The organism is Sphingomonas alpina (genome assembly GCF_014490665.1).
Lineage (GTDB): Bacteria > Pseudomonadota > Alphaproteobacteria > Sphingomonadales > Sphingomonadaceae > Sphingomonas > Sphingomonas alpina.
The window spans coordinates 865,483-883,770 of sequence record NZ_CP061038.1 but is presented as its reverse complement, the minus strand read 5'-3'; the positions used below and the strand labels follow the sequence as shown (position 1 = coordinate 883,770).

Annotated in this window: 18 protein-coding genes; 9 read left to right on the top strand and 9 right to left on the bottom strand. The window is 63.4% G+C overall.

What is annotated here, in order from left to right; all coding sequences use genetic code 11:
• Positions 1 to 21: 21 nt before the first annotated feature.
• Entirely contained in the window at positions 22 to 849 is an 828-nt protein-coding gene (locus H3Z74_RS04100) for an alpha/beta fold hydrolase (RefSeq protein WP_187762718.1), read from the bottom strand.
• A 52-nt stretch (positions 850 to 901) separates the two neighbouring features.
• Complete coding sequence (locus tag H3Z74_RS04095; RefSeq protein WP_187762717.1) at positions 902 to 1,600, bottom strand: pirin family protein; 699 nt, start codon at positions 1,598 to 1,600, stop codon at positions 902 to 904.
• Positions 1,601 to 1,707: 107 nt separating this feature from the next.
• Here H3Z74_RS04095 and H3Z74_RS04090 point away from each other — a divergent pair, with 107 nt between their 5' ends.
• Positions 1,708 to 2,625: a LysR family transcriptional regulator gene (locus H3Z74_RS04090; protein ID WP_187762716.1), complete on the top strand. Its 918-nt coding sequence runs from the start codon at positions 1,708 to 1,710 to the stop codon at positions 2,623 to 2,625.
• Between the two features lie 17 nt (positions 2,626 to 2,642).
• On the opposite strand, the gene H3Z74_RS04085 is transcribed toward H3Z74_RS04090, so the two are convergent.
• The 5 genes from H3Z74_RS04085 to H3Z74_RS04070 all read right to left on the bottom strand — a co-directional run bounded on the left by H3Z74_RS04085 (position 2,643) and on the right by H3Z74_RS04070 (position 8,029).
• A complete protein-coding gene (locus tag H3Z74_RS04085; protein ID WP_187762715.1) occupies positions 2,643 to 4,679 on the bottom strand; it encodes an amidohydrolase family protein in 2,037 nt (678 codons plus the stop codon).
• Between the two features lie 105 nt (positions 4,680 to 4,784).
• A complete protein-coding gene (locus H3Z74_RS04080) occupies positions 4,785 to 5,690 on the bottom strand; it encodes an RNA polymerase sigma factor (protein WP_229726869.1) in 906 nt (301 codons plus the stop codon).
• A complete protein-coding gene (locus H3Z74_RS24290; RefSeq protein ID WP_229726868.1) occupies positions 5,690 to 6,085 on the bottom strand; it encodes a sigma factor in 396 nt (131 codons plus the stop codon). Before H3Z74_RS24290 ends, H3Z74_RS04080 begins: the two co-directional genes overlap by 1 nt.
• A 59-nt stretch (positions 6,086 to 6,144) precedes the next feature.
• Complete coding sequence (locus H3Z74_RS04075; protein ID WP_187762714.1) at positions 6,145 to 6,513, bottom strand: YciI family protein; 369 nt, start codon at positions 6,511 to 6,513, stop codon at positions 6,145 to 6,147.
• 442 nt (positions 6,514 to 6,955) lie between these two features.
• Positions 6,956 to 8,029 carry an alpha/beta hydrolase family protein gene (locus H3Z74_RS04070; RefSeq protein ID WP_187762713.1) on the bottom strand — a complete coding sequence of 358 codons (1,074 nt, stop codon included), beginning with the start codon at positions 8,027 to 8,029 and terminating at the stop codon, positions 6,956 to 6,958.
• A 196-nt stretch (positions 8,030 to 8,225) separates the two neighbouring features.
• Here H3Z74_RS04070 and H3Z74_RS04065 point away from each other — a divergent pair, with 196 nt between their 5' ends.
• The 7 genes from H3Z74_RS04065 to H3Z74_RS04035 all read left to right on the top strand — a co-directional run bounded on the left by H3Z74_RS04065 (position 8,226) and on the right by H3Z74_RS04035 (position 14,926).
• Entirely contained in the window at positions 8,226 to 8,528 is a 303-nt protein-coding gene (locus tag H3Z74_RS04065) for a hypothetical protein (RefSeq protein ID WP_187762712.1), read from the top strand.
• On the top strand, positions 8,528 to 9,655 hold the full coding sequence (locus H3Z74_RS04060) for a HigA family addiction module antitoxin (protein ID WP_187762711.1): 1,128 nt from the start codon (positions 8,528 to 8,530) through the stop codon (positions 9,653 to 9,655). Before H3Z74_RS04065 ends, H3Z74_RS04060 begins: the two co-directional genes overlap by 1 nt.
• A 17-nt stretch (positions 9,656 to 9,672) precedes the next feature.
• Positions 9,673 to 10,161, top strand: a complete 489-nt coding sequence (locus H3Z74_RS04055; protein WP_187762710.1) for a hypothetical protein — start codon at positions 9,673 to 9,675, stop codon at positions 10,159 to 10,161.
• A gap of 172 nt (positions 10,162 to 10,333) precedes the next feature.
• Complete coding sequence (locus H3Z74_RS04050; protein ID WP_187762709.1) at positions 10,334 to 11,725, top strand: 3'-5' exonuclease; 1,392 nt, start codon at positions 10,334 to 10,336, stop codon at positions 11,723 to 11,725.
• Positions 11,722 to 12,417, top strand: coding sequence for a DarT ssDNA thymidine ADP-ribosyltransferase family protein (locus H3Z74_RS04045; protein WP_187762708.1), 696 nt, complete (start codon positions 11,722 to 11,724; stop codon positions 12,415 to 12,417). Before H3Z74_RS04050 ends, H3Z74_RS04045 begins: the two co-directional genes overlap by 4 nt.
• A complete protein-coding gene (locus H3Z74_RS04040) occupies positions 12,414 to 14,207 on the top strand; it encodes an ADP-ribosylglycohydrolase family protein (RefSeq protein WP_187762707.1) in 1,794 nt (597 codons plus the stop codon). Before H3Z74_RS04045 ends, H3Z74_RS04040 begins: the two co-directional genes overlap by 4 nt.
• A 62-nt stretch (positions 14,208 to 14,269) precedes the next feature.
• Positions 14,270 to 14,926, top strand: coding sequence for a trimeric intracellular cation channel family protein (locus H3Z74_RS04035; protein ID WP_187762706.1), 657 nt, complete (start codon positions 14,270 to 14,272; stop codon positions 14,924 to 14,926).
• A 51-nt stretch (positions 14,927 to 14,977) separates the two neighbouring features.
• On the opposite strand, the gene H3Z74_RS24285 is transcribed toward H3Z74_RS04035, so the two are convergent.
• Positions 14,978 to 15,268 (bottom strand): MarR family winged helix-turn-helix transcriptional regulator, encoded by a 291-nt coding sequence (locus tag H3Z74_RS24285; protein ID WP_229726867.1) that lies wholly within the window; start codon positions 15,266 to 15,268, stop codon positions 14,978 to 14,980.
• A 240-nt stretch (positions 15,269 to 15,508) separates the two neighbouring features.
• Between H3Z74_RS24285 and H3Z74_RS04025 the strand changes: the two genes are divergently transcribed.
• The gene (locus tag H3Z74_RS04025; protein WP_187762705.1) at positions 15,509 to 16,372 is read left to right on the top strand and encodes a haloalkane dehalogenase; all 864 of its coding nucleotides are present in this window, start codon (positions 15,509 to 15,511) and stop codon (positions 16,370 to 16,372) included.
• A 51-nt stretch (positions 16,373 to 16,423) separates the two neighbouring features.
• Here H3Z74_RS04025 and glmS read toward each other — a convergent pair whose 3' ends face one another.
• Complete coding sequence (gene glmS / locus H3Z74_RS04020) at positions 16,424 to 18,247, bottom strand: glutamine--fructose-6-phosphate transaminase (isomerizing) (protein WP_187762704.1); 1,824 nt, start codon at positions 18,245 to 18,247, stop codon at positions 16,424 to 16,426.
• Positions 18,248 to 18,288 lie beyond the last annotated feature (41 nt).

The following is an 18,288-nucleotide window of genomic DNA, read 5'->3' as shown; positions in this document are numbered from 1 at the left end:
TGCGCCACGCGATCAGCGAGTTCAGCCCCGGATGAAAGCGAGCAGATCGGCGTTGATCTGATCTGCGTGGGTCGTCGGCATGCCGTGCGGATAGCCCGGGTAGGTCTTCAACTGCGCGCCCGGAATGAGCTTCGCCGAGAGGCGTGCGGAGATCTCGATCGGGACGATCTGGTCATCTTCGCCATGCAGGACGAGAGCCGGCACGGTGATGGCTTTCAGATCCGCGGTGAAATCGGTCTCCGAGAAAGCGGCGATGCCCAGTGTGTGCGCCAGTGCGGCGCCCATCATCCCCTGCCGCCACCAGTTGAGCCGCACGCCCTCCTTCACCTCCGTGCCTTCGCGGTTGAAGCCGTAAAAGGGCATCGTAAAGTCGTAATAATATTGAGCGCGATTGCCGGCGGTCTGGGCCCGGATGTCGTCGAACACCGACATCGGCACGCCGTTGGGGTTGCCGGGCGTCTGGACCATCTGCGGCGGGACGGCACTGATCAGGACCGCCTTGGCGACCCGGCCCGGCCTGGCTCTCGCGGCATAGCGGGCAACCTCGCCGCCGCCGGTCGAATGGCCGATATGGATCGCATTCTTCAGGTCGAGGGCATCGGTCAGTTCGATCACATCGGCAACATAGGTGTCCATGTCGTGGCCGGTCGCCGACTGGGATGAGCGGCCATGTCCGCGGCGATCATGAGCGATGACGCGAAAGCCCTTCTCGACGAAGAACATCATCTGGCTGTCCCAATCGTCGGCGCTGAGCGGCCAGCCGTGATGGAACATGACCGGCTGCGCGTCCCTGGGGCCCCAATCCTTGTAGAAAATCTCGGTGCCGTCCTGCGTCGTGATGGTGGTCATGGTCATTCTCCCTGTGGGTGTGATGTCGGCAATACGCGGTACGAAAGGTGGATCAGGCGGCGTCGACCAGAACGATCTCCGCGTCGTTGATCGCGGTGACCCGCAAGATGGCCTCATCGACGATTGCCGCGCCGTCGCGGGGATCGAGGCGGATGCCATTGACGTCGACCGAGCCGCTGGCAGCAACAAGATAGCCATGACGATCGGCGCCGAGCGGATACTCGGCGGTTTCCCCCGCCTTCAGCGTAGCGCCGACAATGCGGGCGTCGGTCCGGATAGGAAGAGCATCGGCATCATCCGCGAAGCCGCTTGCCAGCGTCACGAAACGGCCGGAGCGATCTCCCTTGGGGAAGGGCTTGGCGCCCCAGGCCGGGGTATCGCCGCGGGTCTTGGGCTCGATCCAGATCTGGAAAATCTTCGTCGTGCCCGGCTCGCGATTATATTCGGAATGGCGGACACCCGACCCGGCGCTCATCACCTGGACATCGCCCGCTTCTGTACGGCCGGTATTGCCCAGGCTGTCCTGGTGCGTGATCGCACCTTCGCGGACATAGGTGATGATCTCCATGTCGGCATGGGGGTGCGGCGGGAAACCGGTGCCGGCCGCGATCGTATCATCGTTCCACACGCGGATCGGCCCCCAGCCCATCCGGGCGGGATCATAGTAATTGGCGAACGAAAAATGGTGCTTGGCGTCGAGCCAGCCATGATTGGCGCTACCAAGTTCGGCAAAGGGGCGGCGTTCGATCATCGTGCATCTCCTGCGGAAGCATCGGCGCTTCCGATGGATGCAAGATGCGGCCGGAACTGACTTGACGAAATAGAAACGTTGGCATCATATCATTGCCGAAAATGACAATGAGACTCCCCGACCTGGAAGCCTGGGCGATCTTCGCGAAGGTCGCCGAACTCGGCTCGTTCTCCGGCGCGGCGCGCGAACTCGGCCTCTCGAATCCCACTGTATCGAAGGCGATCGGGCGGCTGGAGGCGCGGCTGGGATTCGCCTTGCTCTCGCGCACCTCGCGCCGGTTGTCCCTTACCGAGGCAGGGCGCGCCTCGCTCGACCGCGCCTCGCGGATCCTGGCGGAAGGCGAAGCGGTCGAGGAAGAGGCTGCCGATCAATCGACACTGCCGCGCGGACTGGTACGGGTCAGCGCCCCATTGTCGTTCGGGACCGCCTATCTTGGCGCAGCGCTTCCCGGCTTCCTCGACGCTTATCCGGAGATCACGCTCGATCTTGCGTTGAGCGATCGGCGGGTCGATCTGGTGGCGGAAGGCTTCGATTTTGCCCTTCGCATCGCGAGTCTCGAAGATTCCTCCCTGCTGGTGCGCAAATTGTGCACCGTGCGCATTCTGCTGGTCGGGGCGCCCGGTTATTTCGACACGCGCGGCCGCCCGACGCATCCGGCCGAGCTGCTGCGCCACGACGCCCTGGTCTATACAGGGAGCGCGCAGCGTGGCGCCTGGCGGTTCAGCCATTCGTTGTTCGGCGAGGAAGTCGTCGAGCCGCCGGTCCGGCTTTGGGCCGACAACGCCGACATGCTCAACCCGCTGCTGCTGGCGCGGCAAGGCCTGGCCCTGCAGCCGGAGTTCCTGGTGTGGCAGGGCCTGCGCGACGGTACCCTCGAAATCGGCATGCCCGACTGGTCGCCCAAGCCGCTTGGCCTGCATCTTGTCATGCCGCCCAATCCGCTGCGGCCGCGGCGGGTTCAATTGCTGATCGACTATCTGGCAAAGGCACTGGCCGATCCGCCATGGTCGCAAAGCCAAGCCTGAGTTCGGCAGCACCTCGCTTATTTCGGCATCCCGCTCAGCCCGCTCGCCTTCCGCAACGCACTCCCATCGAGCCGGTACCCATCGAGAAACACCGTCTCGACATGACGCAGATTGGTCAGGTCCTTCGAGACATCGCCATCGACCAGGATGATGTCCGCCTCCTTGCCCGGCGCGATCGATCCGGTGCGGTCGTCCATGCCGGTCATGCGAGCGGGCACGATCGTCGCGGTCTGCAGCGCCTCCGCATTGGTCAGGCCCGCTTCCTGATAGAGTTCGAGTTCGCGGACCAGTTCCAGGCCGTAGCCGTCAGTGCCGGCGACGATGCGCACGCCCGCCTTGTGCAGCCGGCCGACCAGGCCGACCATCTTGGCGAAGCTCTTGCGGAAATCGTCGCGGGTCAGGCCGCCGAACAAAGGATAGCCGCCGATCTTCCACCCGCGCACGACCGATGGCGGCGCGACGTCGGCGAAGGGCGCATATTCGGGTGACAGCGCCGTGCCGTCCGACGTCATCAGCGGCTCCCACACGGTCAGGGTCGGGTCGATGATGGTCTTTCGCTTTGCGAGTTCCGCATAGAAGGTCTTCATCGCGGGGGAGTCGAGATCGACATCCTTGCCGTATTTCGCCGGCCCTTCGAGCCGCGCTGCGGTGTTGGCCTTGTCGACCACGTCCTGCGGCATCGCCTGCATCATGATGAAGTTGATGTGCGTGACCTCATCATAGCCGGCGCGGACCGCATCGATCGGGCGCATGCCGGCGGGGATATGGCCGTGGACGTGCAGGCCGAGCTTGTGCGCCTCGGCCGCACCCGGTGCGATCCAGGCCGGCGTCATCGAGGTGTAGAATTTGACGCCCCACAGCCCCGCCGCCTTGACCTTGTCGACCGCGGCGACCGTTTCCGCCGCCGAGGAGACGGTGAGCGCACCCTGTGCGGCGAGCGGATCCTTGCGATCGATGATCACGGAAATCTTGCCGTCGGGCGCGAGCAGGTCGCCGGCGGCGCGGCGCTTGTAGATGCTCAGCGCCTCGTCGATCATCGAGCCGGGGCTGCGATAATTGGTCATGCCGGTGGCGACATTCTGCAGCAGGTTCCAGTCGTCGCCGACATGCTGATGCGAATCCCACAGGCCGGGCAGAAGCGTCTTGCCGCGCCCGTCGATGACAGTCGCGTTCAGCGGCGTCTTGATCGATCCGGCGGCGCCAACCGCGGCAACCTTGCCGTCCGCGATCAATACCGCGCGGTTTGGCAGATAACGGCCGGCAACTGAATCGAACAGCAGCACATTGTCGACCAAAGTCGCCGTGCGGTTGGCCGGCGTGAGGAAGCGGTGCGCGACATCGCGGACCATCGCCGCGGTCGCCTTGTCCTGGATATCCTTCAGCTTGGGGCCCTGAGCCTCATAGCCTTCCGGCAGCAGCGAAATGCCGCCGGCATTGCCGAAGAAATGATTGTCGCCATCGAGCCAGACCGGCGACGGGGTGAAGCCGGTGCCGGTGATGAAAGCCAGCTTGACGGTCTTCTTGCCTTGCGGGCCGTCGATCTCCACGCCCTCGCCGATGGCGATGCTGGCATGGCCGGTGGGCAGCAGGTCGACACCCTTGTCGCCCGCGGCAACGAGCGCGTCGACTTCCAGATCGTTGGCGAGCCAGGGACCGCCATAGCTGCTGTAGCGCCTGGTGCCGAACGGGGCCGAGCCGGAATCGACCACCGTCTTCCAATGCGCGACGCCGCCTGAATCGACGCTGAAGTCTTCAGTAGCCTCGCCGGTATCGGTATAGCCGCGAATGGCGATCGCGGACGGGCGCTGGTCGGGCCCGAGCGTCACCAGTTCATCGGTTTCGGTGACCCAGCCGCGCAGCGACATCGACATGCGATAGGCGACGCGGCCGTCCGGCGTCTTCCACGACCAGATGTCGCCATGCTTTCCGGCGGTCGAGCTGATGACATAGTGCCGCGCCTCCGCAGGCGGTTTCATCAGCTGCTCTTTCGGGGTCGATGCGCCGGCAATCGACGCGGTGGTGGCAAGCAGTGTCGCTACTATCGTTCGGTACATGATGCGTCGCCCCTGGGAGGAATGCTGCGAGACTGGCAAGCCCGATCCATCAACGCAACTGCCGAGTGACCAAATGCCGCGCATCCGGCACGAAGGACACGCCGCTCAGTCGCACGCCGCGGCACGGGCGAGGAGAAAGGCGCGTTCCGCCGCGTTGCGGCTGAGCCCGGCGGCCACCTCGAATTCGGCGCGTGCCTCGGCCGGACGGCCTGCCCGGAGCAGAAAGTCGCCCCGCGCGGCCGGCAGGGGCGCATAATTGCGCAGCAGTTCGGCGTCGGCGATCTGATCGAGCAAAGTCAGGCCCCGTTCCGGCCCGAACGCCATGCTGTGCGCGACTGCGCGGTTGAGATCGACCACCGGCGAGGGCATCGCGGCGCGCAGCCGGTCGTAGAGCCCAGCGATACGCGGCCAATCCGTATCGACGGCGGTGATCGCCCGCGCATGGCAGGCGGCCAGCGCGGCCTGCAGCGCATAGGGGCCCTCACCGCCGGCCGGCTGGGCCAGTGTTTCCCGGGCCAGTGTTTCGGCGCGGGCCAGCGCGTCGAGACCGCGACGGATCAGCAGCTGATCCCAGCGGGCGCGATTCTGTTCGGGCAGCGGCACGGCGGCGCCGTCCGGCGCGGTGCGGGCCGGCAGGCGCGATGCCTGGATTTCCATCAGCGCGAGCAAGCCGAATACTTCCGGATCATCCGGCATCAACGCCGCCAGCATGCGGCCCAGGCGCTGCGCCTCCAGGCACAGGCCCGGACGGACCAGGTCGTCGCCCGCGGTGGCGGCATAGCCTTCGTTGAAGATGAGGTAGATCACCTCAAGCACCGAGGCACGCCGCGCCGCGCGCTCGGGGCCGCGTGGCACTTCGAAGCTCAGCCCGGCCCTGGCGATCGTCTTCTTGGCGCGGACGATGCGCTGGGCGATGGTCACCTCGCTCGACAGGAACGCGCGAGCGATCTCGTCCGTGGTCAGGCCGCCCACGACCCGCAACGTGAGCGCCGCGCGGGCGTCGGGCGACATTATCGGGTGGCAAGCGGTGAAGATGAGGCCAAGCAATTCGTCGCCGGGATCTTCGCCCGGGGCCGCGCCCCCTCCCCGCCATCAGGCCCGCTATCGAGCCCGCCATCGACCTCGCCCTCCAGCTCTTGTGCGATTTCCGCATGCTTGCGCTCCCGCATCCGGTCGCGGCGGACCGCGTCGATCGTGCGGCGTTTGGCGGCCGTCGTCAGCCAGGCGCCGGGATTGGCCGGAACGCCGGTCCGGGGCCATTCGGACAGGGCGATGACCAGAGCATCCTGGGCCATCTCCTCTGCCAGATCGACGCTGCCCGAAAAGCGGGCCAGGCCCGCGATCAGCCTGGCCCGTTCGATCCGGAACACCGCTTCGATCGCCTGTTGCGTCTCGCCTGCCGCCATACCGCCTTGTCAGGCAAAGCCATGAGCGAGGCAAGCGGGGCACGGCCGCGGTCAGAGCCTCATTGCAGATCGCCCATTTCATACAGCGGCCGGATTTCGATCTCGCTTGGCCCCGGCATGGGATTGGGGCAGCGCTTCACCCAGGCGACCGCCTCTGCCATGTCCTTGACTTCCCAGAGCCAGAAGCCGGCGACCAGTTCCCGGGTTTCGGCGAACGGCCCGTCGATGACCGACCGGCCGGGACCGTCGAACGCGATGCGCTTGCCGTCCGACGAGGGTCTGAGGCCGTCGGCGGCGAGCAGGATGCCGGCCTTGACCAGTTCCTCATTATACTTGCCCATCGCCTCGAGCATCGCGGCGTTTTCGGGCGTGGGGGAAAAGCCCTGTTCGCTGTCCGCAGTTGCCTTCACCAGAACCATGACACGCATCGTCTCTCTCCTTCGTTTACGCCGGCCGCAGCGGCCCGACATCGAAACGACGAACGGGGTGTCGAGGAATCGACATGCCCCTGCAAATTTATTCCGAGGCCCCGGCATGACAGCGATCGTGCGCGATGTGAATCGATCCCCCGCGGGGCGCGACGCCGGAGGATTTGGGTGGGCGGTCGGGGAGATATGGGACACCGGATGTGCCGTATCTCCGGTGCCGGACGGTGCGATGGGGAGCGGCCCGATCGGGGCCGATGCCGGACGGTTTGAGGGGGGCGCAGGGGGAGATATGGGACACCGGAATGTCCGATATCTGCGGCGCGGCGCGAGCGCGCTGAACTGTAAATATGCTAGTTAATTCAGATAGATAGATTGATATCCGAGCCATTCGATCGCCACAGCGCGATCTCCGTCCCGTGCCGCCCGGCAATCAAGGGCAGGCTCAGGGCTGCGCCTTCAATGTCTCCCCAAAAGCCCGGATCGCGGCCGCGACCGCCGCCATATGCGCCACCGTCTGATGCCTGGCCGCACCGCACAGGTCCGCCGGCCCATCGGCGGTGCAAGTGGCGAGGAAGTCATAATGACCGACGCCCGGCAGCACATCCAGACGGGCATTGGGCAGGAGCGCCGCCGCGGCCTTGCCGTTGGAGTCCGGCGGCGCCACGCTATCCTGATCGCCGAGAAGGATCGACACCGGGGTCGCGAGGTTTTTCAGGCTGGCCGGATCGAGCCCCTGGATGACCGCGGGAGCCATCACGACGATCGCCTTTACATGCGGAATGATCGGCGCGTCCCCGGCATGCTGGATCGCATCGCGATAGGCCGGGTTGGCGAGCAGGGCATCGCGCTGTTTGGCATCGACCGGAAATTCGACCTGCGGCCTGCACACGCCATCGTCCGGGTTGGCCTTGCAGAAGGCGAGGAGCCGCTGCGGTGCCGGCCGCGCGCCGCCCAGCACCAGCGCGGTAAAGCCGCCGGCCGAAAACCCCGCCAGCCCGACGCGGTCGGTATCGATATGCGGCCCGACGCTCGGGTCAATGAGAGCGAGGCGAAGTGCGGCCTGAAGATCGTCCGCGCGCAGCCAGGTGAGCATCGCCCCGGCGACGGTCATCGGATCGCGCCCGTTATTGCCCGGATGGTCGACCGACACGACGACATAGCCCGCGCGCGCCAGCGCGATGCCGAACCAGCCCATCATCCGCGCCGACCCGCCAAAGCCATGCGACAGGAGGATGACGGGGCGCCTCACCCCCGGCGCATCGCCGGCAAAGGCCGGACCCGATGCGGTGGAGCCGATGGTGAACATCGGCTTCCCGGGCGGGCCGATCGTGATGGGTTGTTCGGGTGTGCCGTCGGCGGCGGGGTACCAGATGGTGACGAGGATTTGCGGGCGGTGCTCCTGGTCGCGGAGTGCGGCGCTTGGGCTGGTTGTGATGCGGTGGATTTCGCCGACTGGGGTGGCGTGGGTGGGGGATGAGGAGAGGAGCGCGAGGGCCAGGAGGGGTAAGCGTGGCATTCGGGTTCTCTTCTGTGGGTCAGTTTGGTGTGAGATAGCCTGCCGGTTGCATGTTTGCGAGGCAACTGGGCTCGTAGGCTGGCGACGGTGCAACTGCCGCTCCGCATGTCATGCGACCGCGCCATCCAAAGATAAACTTAACTACTTGCATTAAGTTGTGTTGACAGAATTTCCAGCATGCCTATGCTGGCTCCCAATGGACATTGAGTTCGCAGACCCGCGCTTGGCGCTTATCGAGACGGAAGCGGCCGCAGACGTCCGCTTGCCCGTCGCCGTTATCCACTCTGCACGCCAACGCCTCGGCATCATGCGGGCAGCGCCTGACCTGCGCACGCTGCAGAACTGGAAGAGCCTTGGCCTACAGCCACGAGCCGGGACGGCAGAGCATCTTGTGGTGCTGCCGCAACACTGGGCGATGGTGGTGAAAATTACAGAAAAGAATAGCGCTATGACGGTGATCGTAACGACGATGGAAGAACAGTTGCGGGGGGCGGCATAATGGCGAACGACAATCAGGTAGCGATCGAGCCACCGGGCGTGTTCATCAAGATGGAACTCGAATCACGCGGTTGGTCGCAGCGCGATCTCGCATTCATCCTCGGCCAGACTGAGCAACAGCTCAATCCGCTACTGTCCGGCAAGCGCGGCATCACACCCGACATGGCGCGCCTGCTTGGCGACGCATTCGATACGTCACCACAATTCTTCTTGAATCTGCAGGGTCGCTACGACTTGCAGAATGCCAAGGAGCCAGATCCGGCGGTGAAGACCCGGGCTGGGCTGCAAGCCCATTTCCCGGTGCGCGACATGATCCGCCGTGGCTGGGTCCAGGACGGTGAGGCTTCCCTGCTCCAACTCCAGATGGACCGCTTCTTCGAAGTCGCCAACGACGAGATGCCGGGCGAGATCGCCTTCGCCGCGAAACGCACTCATTATAACGACACACCGCCGCATCAGCTCGCCTGGGTGTTCCGTGCGCGCCAGCTAGCCCGGCAAGCGACAGTTTCCCCCTATTCGGCCGACATGCTCAAGGCGCTGCTACCCAAGCTACGCACGTTGATGGTCGATCCTGAAGCAGTTGCCTCGGTGCCGGGCTTACTAGCAGCGTGCGGGGTACGGTTTGTCGTTGTAGAAGTCCTACCCAATGCCAAAATCGATGGAGCCTGTACCTGGCTCGACGACGCTTCGCCCGTGATTGCGATTTCCACGCTCTATGACCGGCTCGACAACTTCTGGTTCGTGCTACGTCATGAGATCGAGCATGTGCTGCAAGGCCACGGCAAACACTCGATCGGGATGATCGACTATCTGACCGGAGAAAGCATCGGCGACGAGAATAGCGAGGAAGACGAGGAAAATGTCGCCAATGCGGCTGCAGCCGATTTTTGCGTACCTACGGCGAAAATGGCATCCTTCTATGCCCGGAAGAATCCCTATTTCTCGGAGCGTGACGTGGTCGGTTTCGCAGCTCTTATGGCGATCCATCCCGCGATCGTAGTTGGACAGTTGCAGAAGCGGATGAAGCGTTACGATTATTTACGCAAATATCAGGTTCCCGTCCGGAGATACTTGCTTAAGGAGGCCATTGCCGATGGCTGGGGCAATGCTGTGGAAGTGCATCTGTAGGAAGGGAACTATAAACCATGGCGAAATTCAGCGAACAGATGCAGGCGATCTTCGATCGCTACACCGAAGAAGTGAGTTCGGACCCCGTATCTCTCGATGAGGTGGCGATCTGGGCCATCGATCGCGGCCTTTACCGGCCTGCGCCGCGCGACATCGTCAAGATCTTTCGCGATGCCTTAGCGGATAGCTTACGCCAGGAAAAACGCGTCGATGCTAAGGGACGGAAATATCGCGCAAAGCACTCAATGCGGACATGGGTTAAGGGTCAACAACTGAGTCTATGGGCCGACATCGATACAGCACCCCGCTCTTTCTTGGAAAAGTCGTTCAGCCAACGTCGTAAGGCGATTGCTGACGACTGCTTCCAAATCAAACAGGACGTTGATCATTTCAACGACGAACATCTAGACGAAGAGGCGATCCAAATGGTCATCGACTTCACCGAAGACGTCGCCGAGATGGAGGCAGCTTCACAGCAGGATTCTGGCGACGAAGAGGCAGCTTAACTGGCTGCTTCGCTCAGATGGGCTGCGGCGGGAGGCAAATCTATTTAGCGCGGGTAACTTGGCGAATATCGCCTCTGCTCCATAGCAGAGAGGAAAGACTTGGCGATGAAGGCTAGGCCGTCGTAATGGAAAGATACCGTACGCGGCACCGGTAGCTTTTTTGGGGAAAATCGTGGCGTTACCTGATCCGGTCGGCCGCCAACGCGAAGTGGTCTACCTTCCAGCACAGGGGCACCAAGTGGTGCTCGGAACTGCAGGAAGCGGTAAGACGTCAATGGCCGTTCTCCGGGCAGCTGTTCTGTCCACCGCCGCTTTTCCCGGCTCTGGCAAAACGCTTCTGATCACTTTTAACAAGACCTTGGGTTCTTATATCCGGTTTCTCGCTGCCGACGTCCTGCGGCGGGTCACTGTCGAGCACTTTCATCTTTTCGCACGGGGATATCTCCATTCGTGCGGCCAAATGAACGGCTCCCCCATCTTGCCGACGAACCGCTATCGAGCAATAGTGCAACGGGCAGTAACTCATGTCGCAGCTCGGCACGTGTCGCATTCCTTCTTCGACAGGCCGATTTCCTTTTTCGAAGAAGAGATTCGGTGGCTCTCGCAGCACGGCATCGTCAGTCCGCAAGATTATACATCAGCGAGCAGAACGGGCCGCGCTGACGCCCGGCTCGTACGCTCGCTACGTCCCACTATGTGGCAGATCCGCGAGGAGTATAGGAAGCTCCGCGACGAAGTGGGATATCGCTACGACGTTGATGACATCGCGGTCGCCGTCGTGAATGCGTTCGATCAAGATAACCAGCCCCGGCTCTATAAACATATCGTCATCGACGAGGGCCAAGATCTAACGCCGGCGATGCTGCGCGCATTATCGAAAGCAGTCCCGTCCGACGGCTCGTTGACGTTTTTCGGCGACGTGGCGCAGCAAATCTATGGAAACCAGATGACCTGGCGATCGGCCGGGCTCAATCCGCCGAAGATTTGGTATTTCGAAGAAAACTACCGAAATACCAAGGCTATTGCAAATCTCGCTGTCGCAGTGTCGCGGATGCCTTATTATGCAGGGGAGGCCGATCTCGTTGTTCCCAAGCAGCCTGCCGCCGACGGCCCCAAGCCTACACTCGTCCGGTTCACCGAAGAGGCCAAAGAAATATCGTTTGTAGTTGATCGTGCGCTTCGCTTATCGAGAACGCGAAGTGTCGCGATCTTGACCCGCACACGGGCGCAAGCAAGAATCTTTGCTGCACGATTGACCGGAGCGCGCCAACTCACGGACTCGCTAACGGCCTGGAGGGACGGACCGGGCATCTCGACCGGCACACTTCACAGCGGCAAAGGTCTCGAGTTCGACGTTGTCATTTTACCGCACCTCTCGGATGCGCTCTTTCCCCATCCGCTGGCGATCGAAAATGACGGCTTCGCCGATGCGACGGCGACGGATGGGCGGCTTCTTTATGTCGGGGTCACGCGCGCCAAGACAAACCTCCTCTTAACATATTGCGGAGAGAAGACCGCACTGCTGCCGCTCGATGGCTCGCTCTATACCGAAGTTACGGGATGATCGACTCGATCCGGAACGATGTCGCTAGCCGTGGCATTACGCGGCTTTGTCACTTTACGCCCTCGCGGAGCCTTGCTCATATATTGGCCGGCGGCGTCGGTGTTCTTCCGTCTCACTTGCTCGAAGAAGAAGACCGTTTGCTCTTCAACCCTACCGATCTACAGCGCCTCGACGGCCATACCAACCATATCTGTTGTTCGATCGAATACCCGAACGCTTGGTACCTCGATCGCGTGCGGAAGGGCGAAATCCTGTTCCGCGATTGGGTGGTGATTTTCGCCGAGCCAAGTGTTCTTGCCGTAGAGGGCACCTTGTTCTGCCCGCGAAACGCTGCTGCGGGTTACGGTGCCTATATCGCCGCCGGCTACGACGCCTATGCCAGCATGTTTGCGCAATCTGTGGCCGGAGCTTACGGAACGGTACGAAGCCGAACGCTCCTGCAGTTGCCATGTTCGCCGACGGACGATCAGGCGGAAGTGCTCGTCGCCGATTCGATTCCGCTCGAGAGCATCTTGGCGTTAGGGGTATCGAGCGAGACGCAAGCGCAGATGGAACACGTAAGGCTGGATATCCTAGGGATTGACGTGAGCAAGCTGCAGTTTGTGGTATGTCCGACCTTGTTCGATAAAAATGCCCTTAGTTCCTCCATCCGGGCGGGACGGAGGCCATCTGAAAAACCATGGACCCCATGACCGATCGTTTAATGCCAAGCGGCAATGCTAAGGTTGCTCTCCGCGTCGGCCGCGACCGCGCCGAGGCCGCTTTCTTGGGGGCAGCGGTCGGCGATGCGCTTGGATGGCCGCATGAAATGCGCGCGCCCCATTCGGGAAGAAACCGAGCCCCTCACGAACTACGGTTCGAGCGCTGGATCAAGCGCTCCGGCGGCCGCTTTCAGCCGCATGAAGAGGTGATTGAAGCCGGTGACTATAGTGATGACACCCAGCTGATTCTCGCTGGCGCGAGGTCGTTGCTGCGCGCGCCCGCGAGTTGGTGGCTCCATTTTGCAACTGAGGAGCTCCCGCTATGGACGGTCTATCAGCGGGGAGGCGGTGGAGCGACTAAGCGAGCGGCCTCAAGCTGGCTGGCGGGACGATCTCCGTGGGATGCGAAGCCGGACGATGCCGATCGCTATTTCAGCGCGGGCGGAAATGGGGTTGCGATGCGCGTGCTACCGCATTGTCTTCGCCGAGCGGACTGTCCTGATTTTTCTTCGCTTGCCGTCGACATCATGACAGATGGGGTCACGACTCACGGCCACCCGAGGGCTTTGCTCGGCGCACTAGCCTATGGCTATGGTCTCTGGCGGGCGTTCCGGCATCGCGGCACCTTGAGCTATGGTCAGCTTCTCGATGCAGTGCGCGCTGACCATGCGGTTTGGGGCTTACTCCCGTCGATTGAGGAGCGCTGGCCTGGATGGGCTGACGCGGCATCGCGGCGGGAAAGTTACACTTCGCTTTGGTTGGAAACCGTTCGCGAGCAACTGGATCTATTAGGGCAATGCTCGGATGCGCTCGCCGGAGGCGCTGCTATAGTCGATGAGGACGCGCTCAACGAACTTGGATGTTTCGACCGGCGCATAAATGGCTCGGGTACCGTGAACGCCGCCGCTGCGCTTTTCCTAACATCCCGGCATGCGGCCGACCCAGTAGAGGGACTCATGCAAGCGGCGCTGGCCGAGGGAGCGGATACCGATACGCTGGCGTCCATGACCGGCGGACTACTCGGAGCGGCGCTCGGTCTGGAGTGGGTCCTGCCCTTCGCTCGGGATGTGCAAGATAATGATGCGATCCGCTGGTTCGCGGATGCGGTGCGAAATCTAACAGACGACTACGTTCAAGAAGGCGCCCGGCATCCAGTTACCAAAGCCTCGCTTTCGGCGTTTGTCGCGAGGCTCGAAAATCTCCGAGAACCCTCGTCAATCAGTTTGCCGAACGGTCTCGAGGCGCGCGCTAAGCGCTGGGATGGGGTAGTATCAAAAGCGCAATCACTGTTGGCGTCGGCATGGGAGCTGAGGTTGGAGGACGGTCAGACGCTTTTCGTCAAAAAGCTAACCAGAGCATCTGCGCAACCGGATCGAGAGACACATTCTGCGCCCGAGCTCAAGTTTGAGGCGGCAGGGAAGTTGGCGCCTCCACTTCATCTCGGATTCCGGCTGGTTGTATCGAACCTCGCCCGATCAGTCGCCTTCTACCAGGAAGTCGTGGGGCTCCCGATCAGCAAACGGACGGCGAAATCGGTCAATCTCGGGGGCATATTGTCTATCGGAAAAGCGGAGCACATGCCGGCGGTGAGCGATCACATCACCGTTTTCGTCGAGGTTGCAGATGTACTGCGAAGCCTCTCCGTCTACCAACGACTCATCCCGGACGGGAACTGCCGGCTCGAACAACGGGACGACCGGATACGCCTGCAATGTCACGATCCCGACGGGTACAAGATCGAACTTTATCAGCTGAAGCACGTAGGCCTTGGTGCTGATTAACTCTTTATGAGGCTGATCACCTCGCCCCCCCGCCCGCAATCGCCAACGAAGCGATGCTCGCGATGACGCTCGCCGTCTTGCCCAACAGCCGGGTTCGCGATGGGGTGCTGACCGCGGTAGACCTTGCGGCGACCTTCGTGCTGGCGGTGGAGTGCGCGCTGGCGGGGGTGCAGGCCGATTTCGATCTGTTCGGCATCCTGGTGCTGGCCTTTGTCGGATCGGTCGGCGGTGGCGTCATCCGTGACCTGTTGCTTGGCGAGCACCCGCCTGCGCCGTTCCGCGACTGGCGTTATGCGGCGCTGGCGTTGGCGGCGACGGCAAGCGTCGTTGCCGCTTCGCTGGTGCTGGGGCGGATCGGCGACTTCACCCCGCCGCTCGCGATCGATGTGTTCGAGGCGGTTGGCCTCGCGCTCGCCGCCGTCGCGGGTGCGCGCAAGAGCATGGATTACAAGCTGAACGGCGCCAGCGTCGTGATCATCGCCACGGTCAACGGATGCGGCGGCGGCATCATCCGCGACGTATTGAGCGCGCGGGTGCCGCGCGTCCTGCACGAGGATTTCTACGCCACCGCCGCGCTTGCCGGCGCGACGATCATGGTGGTGCTGGTGAAGCGCTTCGGGTTGCGGAAGGGCGTCGCGGGCGCGGTTGCCGGGGTCGCGATCTTCGCGTTGCGGACGGCGGCTTTGATCGGCGAATGGCGGCTGCCGCATCTGCGGTGACCTGGTTCCGGGGTACGCCAATGGCGAACGTCTGGGAGAGCGGATTGCGGGCTAACAAGCGCCCTCGCCTCCATGCACCTTGCCAAGCAAGGCCTGTAACCCCGCGCGCAACGCCTCCAATTCCCCCTCGCCAAGCCGTTGCGCCCAACTCCGCTCGACGCCCTCGCCGGTCGCCATCGCCAGCGGCCGGATCTTCGTGCCGCGTTCGGTGAGAAAGACCAGGCGCGAGCGTTTGTCGTTCGGGTGCGCGCGCCGCTCGACATAGCCGAGCCGCTCCAGCTCCTCGACCGCTTGCGCCATGGTTTGCTTCCGCACGCCCGCCTTCAGGGTCAGTTCGGACACGGGAATCCCTTCGGGGGCACGAAGCTGAAGACGTTGGCGTGATGGGGGCGGATGTCTCCGAACCCGGCTTGGCCGAGCGCCTCATCCACGGCGGACGCAAAATGCTGGTGCGCCAGCCGAAGCAGGACGCCGAGCGACTGGGGTCGGGCCCGGGGAGGAAGCTGAGTCATTATTGACAGGTACCTGTCTATATTCTAGATAGACAGGTACCTTACCACTTTGCGCCGCAGGAGCAAATCGATGCCGTCGCTGCCCATTCTCGATTCGACCATCTTCTACCGTGAGGCGGGCGACGGGACGCCATTCGTGTTCCTCCATGGCAACCCGGCTTCGTCCTATGTCTGGCGCAAGGTCATTCCGGCGTTCGGCGCACCGGGGCATAGTGTCGCGCCCGATCTCATCGGCATGGGGCAGTCGGGCAAGCCCGGGATCGGCTACCGCTTTGCCGATCATGCGCGCTATCTCGACGCCTGGTTCGACGCGCTGGCGCTCGATGGTGTGGTGCTGGTCGGGCATGACTGGGGCGGCGCGCTGGCGATGGACTGGGCGGCGCGCCATTCCGAGCGGGTGCGCGGCCTGGTGTTGATGGAAACGATCCTGCGACCGTTGCACTGGGACGATTTCCCCGCGTCGCACCGCGCCCGTTACGAAGCGTTGCGCGGTGCAGGCAGCGGCGAAGCGACAGTACTCGACGAGAATTTTTTCATCGAACAGGCGCTGAAGGTGACGATCCGGTCCGGCCTCAGCCCCGCGGACCATGACGTCTATCGCCAACCCTATCCCGACCGCGAGAGCCGCCGCCCGTTGCTCGCCTGGCCGCGGGAAATGCCGATCGAGGGTGCCCCAGCGGACACCGTGGCGCGCATCGATGCTTATGCGCAGTGGCTGGGCGCATCGCCGGAAACGCCCAAATTATTGCTGACGTTCGACGGTAGCGACGGGACATTGATGATCGGGCCGGAGATGATCCGATGGGCGCGCGACACTATCGCGTCGCTCGACATCGGCGCCTGTGGTCCGGCAGGCCATATGTGCCCGGAGGATCAGCCTCAGGCGATCGGCAGCGCCATCGCCGGCTGGGCGGATTGCCATGGGCTGCGCTGAGGAGACGCCGAGCCGCCGCCAGTCACGCCCGGCCAGTCACCGCCCTGCCCTTCACTCCACCGTAACCGACTTCGCCAGATTCCGCGGCTGGTCCACATCCGTGCCCTTGAACACCGCCACATGGTACGCGAGCAGTTGCACCGGCACCGCATACACCAGCGGCGCGATCAACGGGTGCACCTTGGGCATCTCGATCGTCGCGATGGTGTTCTCGCCGGCCTGGGCGATGCCGTCGGCATCGGAGATCAGCACGACCTGCGCGCCGCGCGCCTGCGCCTCCTGCATGTTGCTGACCGTCTTGTCGAACAGCGGCCCTGACGGCGCGAGCACGATCAGGGGCACACTGTCGTCGATCAGCGCGATGGGCCCGTGCTTCATTTCGCCCGAGGCATAGCCCTCGGCATGAATATAGCTGATTTCCTTGAGCTTCAGCGCGCCTTCCAGCGCGAGCGGGTAATCCGGGCCGCGGCCGAGATACAGCACGTCGCGCGCCGCCGCGATCTTCGGCGCCATCGCCTCGATCTCTCCATCATGGGCGAGCGCGTTGCTCATCGCTTGCGGTACTTCCTGCAGGTGATGGACGATGTCGCGCTCTTCCTCCGGGCTGAGCTTGCCCTTGGCACGGGCGAGATTGACCGCGAGCGCGGCCATCACCGCGAGCTGGCAGGTGAAGGCCTTGGTCGAGGCGACGCCGATCTCCGGCCCGGCATGCGTCGGCAGCAGCAGGTCGACTTCGCGTGCCATCGAGCTGGTCGGCACGTTGATGATGCCCGCAGTGGTCAGGCCCGCCGCCTTCATGTGGCGCAGCGCGGCGAGCGTGTCGGCGGTCTCGCCGCTTTGCGAGATGACGATGCCGAGCATGTTGGGGGTGAGGACCGGGTCGCGATAGCGGAACTCGCTGGCGACATCGACTTCGACCTGCACGCGGGCGAGTTGTTCGATCCAGTATTTGCCGATCATCCCGACATAGGATGCGGTGCCGCAGGCGACGATCGCGACACGCTCGACCGAGCCCAGGTCGAATTCCATATCGGGCAGCGCGACCTGTTCCTCGAGCGGGCGGAGATAGGAGCGCAGGGTCTGCGCGACGACCACCGGTTGCTCGTAAATCTCCTTCTGCATGAAGTGGCGGTGATTGCCCTTGTCCATCAGCTGGCCCGAGGCGCCGCTATTGACGATCGGGCGCTTCACCGGGTCATTGTTGCGGTCATAGACCTGCACCGCGGCGCGGGTGATCACGGCCCAGTCGCCTTCCTCGAGATAGGCGATGCGCTGCGTGAGCGGCGCCAGCGCGAGCGCGTCGGAGCCGAGGTAATTCTCATTCTCGCCATAGCCGACGGTCAGCGGTGCGCCGAGCCGGGCGCCGATCAGCAGATCGGGTTCGGATTTGAACATCACGCCAAGCGCGAAGGCGCCGTGCAGGCGGGGCAGAACATTGGCGACGGCTTCGCGGGGCTTGAAGCCCTTGCCGAGCTCGCGATCGATCAGATGCGCGACGACTTCGGTATCGGTCTGCGACTTGAACTCGCGGCCTTCGGCGAGGAGTTCGTCGCGCAGCGGCTTGAAATTCTCGATGATGCCGTTGTGGACCAGCACGACGTCGCCGACGATATGCGGATGGGCATTGTCGACGGTCGGCGCGCCGTGCGTCGCCCAGCGGGTATGGGCGATGCCGCTGGTGCCCGGCAGCGGATGCGCGGCGAGTTCGGCGGCGAGATTGACCAGCTTGCCGGGCGCGCGGCGGCGATCGAATTCGCCGTCATGCACGGTGCAGATGCCGGCCGAGTCATAGCCGCGATATTCGAGGCGTTTGAGGCCGTCGAGGAGGCGGTCTGCGACTGGGCCCTGGCCGAGAATTCCTACGATACCGCACATCTTATAGTCTCCCCCCTCCCTGGAAGGGAGGGGCTAGGGGT